Here is a 7,704-nt window from a genome sequence, read left to right as displayed (position 1 = left end):
GGCCTGGCCGGGCCGGGCCGGGCCGGGCCGGGCCGGGCCGGGCCGGGCCGCGAGGGTTTCGGAGCGGCGGGGGGCCGGGAACGGTTTTCGGTGTGGTGACGGATTGTCCGCTTTGTCGCGCGGCCTCTTCGGACACGGTCTGGACTGAGTCGCACGGGCTCGGCGACCCGTTCCCAGAGCCGCTGTGGGTCCGCGACCGTTGGGCGGGGCGACCCGTAGCTGGGTATAAGCGGCCGGCACGAGCCACGTCCAGCGTTCCGCGGCGGCCACGTGGCGGAGGTTTCGGGCTGGTCCAGCCGAGGTCTGCTTGAGCAAGCAGAACGTCGAAGCGGCGTAGGAACGCGAATACCCGGTAGGTCCCGACGCCCGATACCGGCACGCTGCGCGGGGATCTGATCGCCGTGCTGGCCTACGCGTCGCGCTCGCGGGCCGAGGTGGCCGCGCGGTTCAGCGTGCACACAGCCCGCGCGCGGCAGCCGCCCGGCAGCCGCCGTTCGGGCCCGACGAGGTCCTCCGGCGCGGCGTCGAGCGCGGTGTGATCGACCCGGAGCGGCTGACGCCGCGACCTGATGCGGTTCGGCCTGCTGATGAACCTGCAGCCGCCGTCCGAGAAGGCGGTCATCGACGAGGTCTCCTGCCACTGGTCACGCCACGGCGTTGACCAGCGCGGCCAGGCGCGCGGCGAGCACCGGCAAGCCCGCGGTCGGTGGGCCGCCGGGTTCGGTCATGTAGCCGTCCCGCCGGATCTCGATCATCAGGGCGGTCACGGCCGGCTCACGGCCGTGGAACTCCAGCGGCACGTAGCAACCGGCGAACGGCGTATCGAGCCCGACGTCGACGAATGCCGCTTTCGCGGCCAGAACCAGATCGGCCGGCGTGTGGAAACGGTCCGTGCCCAGGCAGACCGCTGGGCGCGGGCTTGCGCCATGCAATTCGTACGGTAGGGGACGTGTCGAATAGGAGTGGACGTCGACGATCACCGCGCGCCCGCAGACCGCGAGCCGGTCGGCGACCAGATCCCGCACCGCGGCCGCGTAGGGCCCGAAATGCGTTTGGAGCGCGGTCCCGGCGCGTACGGAATCCTCGTCGCGCAGCCTGCGCCCCGCATAGCCGTGCGTGTAGACGGCGCCCATGCCGACCGCCCGCATTTCCTCCCGGTCGTCGGGAAAGCGTTCCGGATCGACCGCCAGCCGCGACCACCGGTGCCGCAGGATCCAGGGCCGGGAGGTCGCCTGGGCCGCGGCGAGCAGCGCGATCTCGTCGGTGTGCGCGTCGGTCAGGTGGTCGAGTTCCTCCTCCAGTTCCGACGGCGAGATCAGCAGGCTCTCCCGCGCCGACGGGGGCAGGTCGCGCGAGGCGTGGGGCACGTGCAGCACCACCGGGGACGCGGGGTCCCCGGCGGTGATCTCGAACGGCAGGGTCACGGCTGGGCGAGCGCCGAACAGCAGGTCTCGATGATCAGCGCGGTCGTGACGTAGGGGTCGCAGTTGGCGTTGGGGCGCCGGTCCTCGATGTAGCCCTTGCCGTCCTTCTCGACCTGCCACGGGATGCGCACCGAGGCGCCGCGGTCGGAGACGCCGTAGCTGTATTCGCTCCATGGTGCCGTCTCGTGCATGCCGGTGAGCCGGTGCTCGATGCCGGCGCCGTAGCCCGCGATGTGCTCGGGGACCCGCTTGCCGAGCGCCTCGCACGCCGTGATGATCGCGTCGTAGCCGGAGCGCATCGCGTTGGTCGAGAAGTTGGTGTGTGCGCCGGCGCCGTTCCAGTCGCCCTTGACCGGCTTGGGGTCGAGGGTGGCGGCGATGCCGAACTCCTCGGCGATGCGGTAGAGCAGCCAGCGGGCGACCCACAGCTCGTCGGCGACCCGCGGGGCGGCGACCGGTCCGATCTGGAACTCCCACTGCCCGGGCATGACCTCGGCGTTGATGCCGCTCAGGTGCAGGCCGGCGGTGAGGCAGGCGTCCATGTGCTTCTCGACGATCTCGCGGCCGAAGACCTCGTCGGCCCCGACGCCGCAGTAGTAGCCGCCCTGCGGGGCCGGGTAGCCGCCGCCGACCGGGAAACCGTAGGGGCGGCCGTCCTTGAAGAACGTGTATTCCTGCTCGATGCCGAAGATCGGCTCCTGGTCCTCGTATTGCGAGGCCAGCGCGGTGCAGGCGGCCCGGGTGTTGGTCGGGTGGGGTGTGCCGTCGATCAGCAGTACCTCGCACATGACCAGCACGTTGTCGCCGCCGCGGATCGGGTCGGGACAGCTGAGGACGGGGTTGAGCACGCAGTCGGATTTGTCGCCCGGCGCCTGGTTGGTGCTCGAGCCGTCGAAGCCCCAGATCGGCAGGTCGGCGCCGTCGTCGACGATCTTGGTCTTGGACCGGAGCTTGGCCGTCGGCTGCGTGCCGTCGACCCAGATGTATTCAGCCTTGAACGGCATGTCGTCTCCTCGGGAGCGTCGCGCGGAAAGAGCCGGGACGACATTGGCGCGGCGCCTGGATGTTACCGACTGACCACCTTCGTACGGTGCGACCGTAACCACGCTCCGCTTTAACACGGCGGTAATACGTGTGAGCTAAGAACGCGCATGGTTTGCGGTTTTCATCCCATATACGCGAAACCGTCTCTACAGTTGAGCCGATTCGAGTCACCGAACCGGGAGGTCCGTCATGGTCGGGATGTCCGACACCAAACAATTGTCGGGCATGTCGCAGCGAGGGCTCACCGCCCGCATCCTCGGCGACCGCAGCATGACGGTGAAGACCTCGTTCGCGGCGGCCAGCGTGGGCGTGGTGGCGATCCTCGTCGCCGTCCTGTCGATCAACCGGATGTCCGCGCTGAGCGAAGACCTGCAGACCATGAAGAACGACCACGTCGACAGCCTCCAGCAGGTCGCCACCATGTATCACGGGCTCGCGGCGATGTATCGCGGCGGCCTCGTCTTCCGGTCGGCCGCCAACGCCCAGGCCGCGACGATCGGCAAGGCGGCGGTGTTCGCGGGTGACGCGGTCGTCGACAAGGCCGCCGCCTCCTACCGCCAGATCGCCGCCAACGCACCCGCGCGGGTCAGCGAGCTCGACAAGTTCGTGTCGGCCGAGGCGCACTACCGGGCCCTGCGCAACGCGGTGCTGTTCAACATGCCGATCTCGGCGCCCTACACCAAGCCGACGCCCGAGACCCAGACCGCCGTCTTCAACCAGGTCGACGGCGAGGCCAACGCCTCACTGGCCGCGCTGCAGCAGCGGGAGGACGTCGAGGCCGACAAGATGCAGTCCGACGCGGCCAAGGCATACTCGCGGGCCCGGCTCGTCACGCTGCTCGCGCTGGTCGTCGGCTTCGTGCTGGCGACGCTGATCGGCGTGGCCGTGGTGCGTCTGGTCCGGCGGCAGCTGACCACCGTCTCGGAGGCGCTGCACGCCGTGGCCGAGGGCGACCTCACGGTTCCGGCCCAGGTCAACGGCCGCGACGAACTCGGCGTGATGGCCGAGGAGGTGAACCGGGCCCGAGAAGGACTGCGCGGCACCGTGCTCGCGCTGACCCACGGCGCGCGGACCCTCGGCGAGGGCACCGAGCGGCTGACCGAGGTGACCGCCCGGCTGGCCGCCGGAGCCCGCGAGGCGTCCTCGCAGGCCGGCGTCGTGGCCGCGAGTGCCGGTGACGTGTCGACCAGCGTGCAGTCGGTGGCCGCGGGCAGCGACGAGATGGGCGCGTCGATCCGCGAGATCGCCGAGAACGCGAACAACGCCGCCCAGGTCGCCTCCAGCGCGGTCGGCGTGGCCCAGTCCACCAACGAGACCGTGGCCAAGCTGGGCACGTCCTCGGAGGAGATCGGCAACGTGGTCAAGGTGATCACCCAGATCGCCGAGCAGACGAACCTGCTGGCCCTCAACGCGACGATCGAGGCGGCCCGGGCCGGCGAGGCGGGCAAGGGCTTCGCCGTGGTCGCGACCGAGGTCAAGGACCTGGCCCAGGAGACCGCGAAGGCGACCGAGGACATCTCGCGCCGGGTCGAGGCGATCCAGGCCGACACGACCAGCGCGGTCGAGGCGATCGCCGAGATCTCCCGGATCATCTCCGAGATCAACGACTACCAGGTGACGATCGCGTCGGCGGTCGAGGAGCAGACCGCGACGACCAACGAGATGAGCCGCAGCATCGGCGACGCGGCCAGCGGCAGCTCGAACATCGCCGGGAACATCAACTCGGTCGCCGAGGCGGTGCAGGCGACCACGGGTGCGCTCGGCGAGGCTGACGCCTCGGTCTCCGAGCTCACCCGGGTCGCCGACGAATTGCGTACGGTCGTGGCCCGTTTCCGGGTCTGAACTACGAAAGGGCGAACTTCTGGGCCGCACTGCCGTTGCAGTCGTAGATCTGCAGCCGGGTCCCGTTGGCGGTGGCACCGTTGGGCGAGTCGAGGCAGCGTCCGGACTGCGGGTTCTTCAGCGAGCCGTCGGCCTGCTGCTGCCAGACCTGGCCGCCGACGCCGTTGCAGTCGTAGAGCTCGACCTGGGTGTTGTTGGCCGTGCCGTTGCCGTTGATGTCGAGGCAGCGGCCGAGCGCCCGCAGCGACCCGTTGGACTGGTGGAACCAGTGCTGGTCGGCGGCGTAGGTCTGGCAGTCCCAGAGCTGCACCGCGGTCTGGTTGGCGCCGCTGTCGTCGGCCGCGACGTCGACGCACTTGCCGCCCGGGCCGAGCGTGGTGCCGCCGCCGTTGACCGCGAACTTCTGCGCCGCGCTGCCGTTGCAGTCGTAGATCTGCAGCCGGGTGCCGTTGCCGGTCGCCCCGCTCGGCGAGTCGAGGCACCGGCCGGACTGCGGGTTCCTCAGTGAACCGTCGGCCTGCTGGATCCACTTCTGACCGCCCACGCCGTTGCAGTCCCAGAGCTCGACCTGGGTGTTGTTGGCGGTCCCGTTGCCGTTGACGTCGAGGCAGCGGTTGAGCGTACGCAGGCTGTTGTCCGGGAAGTGTGTCCAGTACTGGTCCTCGGCGTAGTTCTGGCAGTCCCAGAGCTGGACCCCGGCGCCGTTCGCCCCGGTGTCGTCGGCCGCCACGTCGACGCATTTGCCGCCCGGGCCGGTGATCGTGCCGGCCGGGCCGTTGGGCACGTTGGTCTGGCCGGCGTAGCCGACACCGACCACATTGGCCTGCACCGCGTTCTCGGTCGCGTCGGCCGGATAGCCGGCGACCATCGCGCCCTCGAACCAGGTGCCCCGGTTGCGGTTGCTGTTGTCGCCGCCGATGCCGAGGATGATGCCGCCCTCCTGGTGCATCGGCCGGTAGCCCTGCTTGTCGGTCGGCAGCGACCCGTTCCACCAGGTGCTCAGGCCGCCGGACTGGGAGTTGCCGCCCTTGAGGGCGTACGTCGTCTGGCCGTTGTTCTTCAGCACCGCGGTGACGAAGGGCGAGTTGTTGCCCGGGTTGGGGTTGGAGCCGTTGCCGCCCTGGAACATGCCGTTCTCCATGTCCGCCTCGATCCACGGGCCGGAGCCCTGGCAGGGGGCGAAGTAGCAGGTGGTGGCGATGCTGACGGCGTCCATGTGGCCGTTGCCGGTGTCGTACGGGGTGGACTCGGCGTTGCCGTAGTCGAAGCAGCAGTCCGAGTTGACGTGGGTGCCGCTGGCGACCATGTAGACGCCCTCGGGCTGGCCGTTGACGGCCACGCCCGACGCGACACCGGTGTAGCGGTAGCCGACGCCCGGGGAGACCCAGACGCCGTACACCTTGTGACCGCCCGCGGTGACCGCGATCTCGCTCGCGTCGGCGCCGCGGTCGCCGCTGCCCGCGCCGCCGTCGGGGGCGATCGACAGGTCGTTGTGCCGGGTCGTCTGGTCGTAGATCCGGGTGATCCGGCAGGTCGTGCCGTTGCAGAAGGCGTCCTGGTCGGCGGCGTTGGCGTAGCCGCCGGCGGCCAGCGTGCCGACGTCGTGGGCGGCGCCGTCGGAGGCCCGGGTGACCTGGTAGAGGCGGCCGCTGTAGGCGCCGAAGAGGGCCCGCGTGGTCGAGTGGGCGGCGACGCACGGGGTGCCACCGGAGGCGTAGAGGTCGCAGGGGAGCGTGCCGGCGGCCGAGGCGGGGGACGCCAGGGCCAGGCCGAAGACGGCGGCGACGAGCACGAGGAAGGCGGCGAGCACCGGGGATCGATGTCTGCGCATGGGGAGGACTCCCTGGTGAAGGGGGATGGGGATGGCCGGCGCAGCGGCCGCGGCGCTGACACATAGACGAGGATCGACCCGTTAAGAAAGTTACGTGGGCTGGTCGATTGGGTCAATGTCCGATGGCTTTTGTGACTTCCAGGCCTGCCCGAATGTGCGTCTGTGTTGTTTTCGAAAGGCTCCCGCGTGCCCGGCAAACCCGTCATATCGTCATCATCGAACCGAAGTGAGAGGGCGAGCATGCGGCTGTTCGGCAACGTTTCGATCGGCGCGCGGCTGGCCGGCGCGTTCACCTGTGTGTGCCTCTGCCTGGTGGTCGCGGTCGCGATCGGCGTGTGGGGCCAGAACCGGGCCCAGAACGCGACCGGCAAGCTCGCGGCCGCCACCAGTCTCCGGCGGGACGCGCTGGTCACGAAGTTCCGGACCGCCGACTTCAACGGCTGGCAGAACGCCTACGCGCTGGACATCACGCGCGGGGTCAACGGCGCGACCGAGGACTCCGTCGGGTCCCGGGCCAAGTTCCTGGCCTCGACCGCGGCCTTCCGCGACGACCTGGCCACCGTGCAGAAGCACCCGCTGACCGGCGACGAGCAGGCCGTGCTGACCGCCATCTCGCAGTCGTTCGAGCAGTTCATGAGCACCGACCAGCAGGCGATCACGGCCTACCGGACGGGCACCGTGGCCGGGCGCAACCAGGCCAACGGCCTCATCGCCGGTCAGGAGGTGACGACGATGGGCCAGATCTTCGACGCGGTGGACCGGCTGAACGGGTTCGCCTCCGCCGCCGCCGTGGCGGCCCAGACCTCGGCCGACGACGCGGCCGGCACCGCGCGGACGCTGATGATCATCATCGGGCTGATCTGTCTCGCCGTGGCCGCGCTCCTCGCCGTGCTGGTCACCCGCAGCATCACGATCCCGCTCCGGCTGACCTGCGACGCGCTGCGCGACATGGCGACCAAGGACCTGACCGTCCGCGCCCCGCACGCCGGCCGCAACGAGCTCGCCACCATGGGCCGGGCGGTCAACGAGACGGTCGACGTGCTGCTGACCACGTTCGGCACGATCGGCGAGAACAGCCGTACGCTGGCCGGCGCCTCCAGCGAACTGACCGCCGCGGCCGGCCGCATCTCGGACGCCGCCGGTGACGCCTCCGGCCAGTCCGAACGCGTCGCCACCGCGGCCGAGGAGGTCTCCCGCAGCGTGCAGACCGTCGCGTCGGGCACCGAGGAGATGAACGCGGCGATCCGCGAGATCTCGGGCAGCGCCAGCATGGCCGCCGGGGTGGCCGCCAGCGGCGTCGAGAGCGCCCGCCAGGCCGGCGAGACGATCGGCCAGCTCGGCCGGTCGAGCGCCGAGATCGGCCAGGTCGTCAAGCTGATCACCTCGATCGCCGAGCAGACCAACCTGCTCGCGCTCAACGCGACCATCGAGGCGGCCCGGGCCGGGGACGCCGGCAAGGGCTTCGCCGGCCTGGCCGCCGCGGGGAAAGTACAAGCCCCGGATTCCGCCCCGGGGGCCGAGGGCCAAAAGCGGCGGGGGGACGCGGAAAAACCAGACACCCAC

General features: G+C 70.5%; 6 protein-coding genes. 2 read left to right on the top strand and 4 right to left on the bottom strand.

From position 1 onward, the window contains the following. Positions 1 to 409: 409 nt before the first annotated feature. The 3 genes from AB0M88_RS52300 to glnII are packed head-to-tail and all read right to left on the bottom strand — an operon-like array spanning position 410 to position 2,428. A complete protein-coding gene (locus tag AB0M88_RS52300) occupies positions 410 to 622 on the bottom strand; it encodes a hypothetical protein (RefSeq protein WP_364115820.1) in 213 nt (70 codons plus the stop codon). Positions 623 to 644: 22 nt separating this feature from the next. Continuing rightward, the gene (locus AB0M88_RS52295; protein WP_364115817.1) at positions 645 to 1,424 is read right to left on the bottom strand and encodes an N-formylglutamate amidohydrolase; all 780 of its coding nucleotides are present in this window, start codon (positions 1,422 to 1,424) and stop codon (positions 645 to 647) included. Continuing rightward, complete coding sequence (glnII, locus tag AB0M88_RS52290; protein ID WP_364115814.1) at positions 1,421 to 2,428, bottom strand: glutamine synthetase; 1,008 nt, start codon at positions 2,426 to 2,428, stop codon at positions 1,421 to 1,423. Before glnII ends, AB0M88_RS52295 begins: the two co-directional genes overlap by 4 nt. 265 nt (positions 2,429 to 2,693) lie before the next feature. Between glnII and AB0M88_RS52285 the strand changes: the two genes are divergently transcribed. Next, on the top strand, positions 2,694 to 4,310 hold the full coding sequence (locus AB0M88_RS52285) for a methyl-accepting chemotaxis protein (RefSeq protein ID WP_364115811.1): 1,617 nt from the start codon (positions 2,694 to 2,696) through the stop codon (positions 4,308 to 4,310). A 1-nt stretch (position 4,311) separates the two neighbouring features. Here AB0M88_RS52285 and AB0M88_RS52280 read toward each other — a convergent pair whose 3' ends face one another. After that, positions 4,312 to 6,141, bottom strand: coding sequence for an arabinofuranosidase catalytic domain-containing protein (locus AB0M88_RS52280; protein ID WP_364115808.1), 1,830 nt, complete (start codon positions 6,139 to 6,141; stop codon positions 4,312 to 4,314). Positions 6,142 to 6,381: 240 nt separating this feature from the next. Here AB0M88_RS52280 and AB0M88_RS52275 point away from each other — a divergent pair. Further along, on the top strand, positions 6,382 to 7,704 hold a 1,323-nt coding region (locus AB0M88_RS52275; protein ID WP_364115805.1), incomplete at its 3' end, for a methyl-accepting chemotaxis protein.

It is taken from the genome of Actinoplanes sp. NPDC051411 (assembly GCF_040682075.1).
Taxonomy (GTDB): Bacteria; Actinomycetota; Actinomycetes; order Mycobacteriales; family Micromonosporaceae; genus Actinoplanes.
The sequence above is the reverse complement of the archived record's forward strand: the minus strand, read 5'-3'. Positions and strand labels throughout refer to the sequence as shown.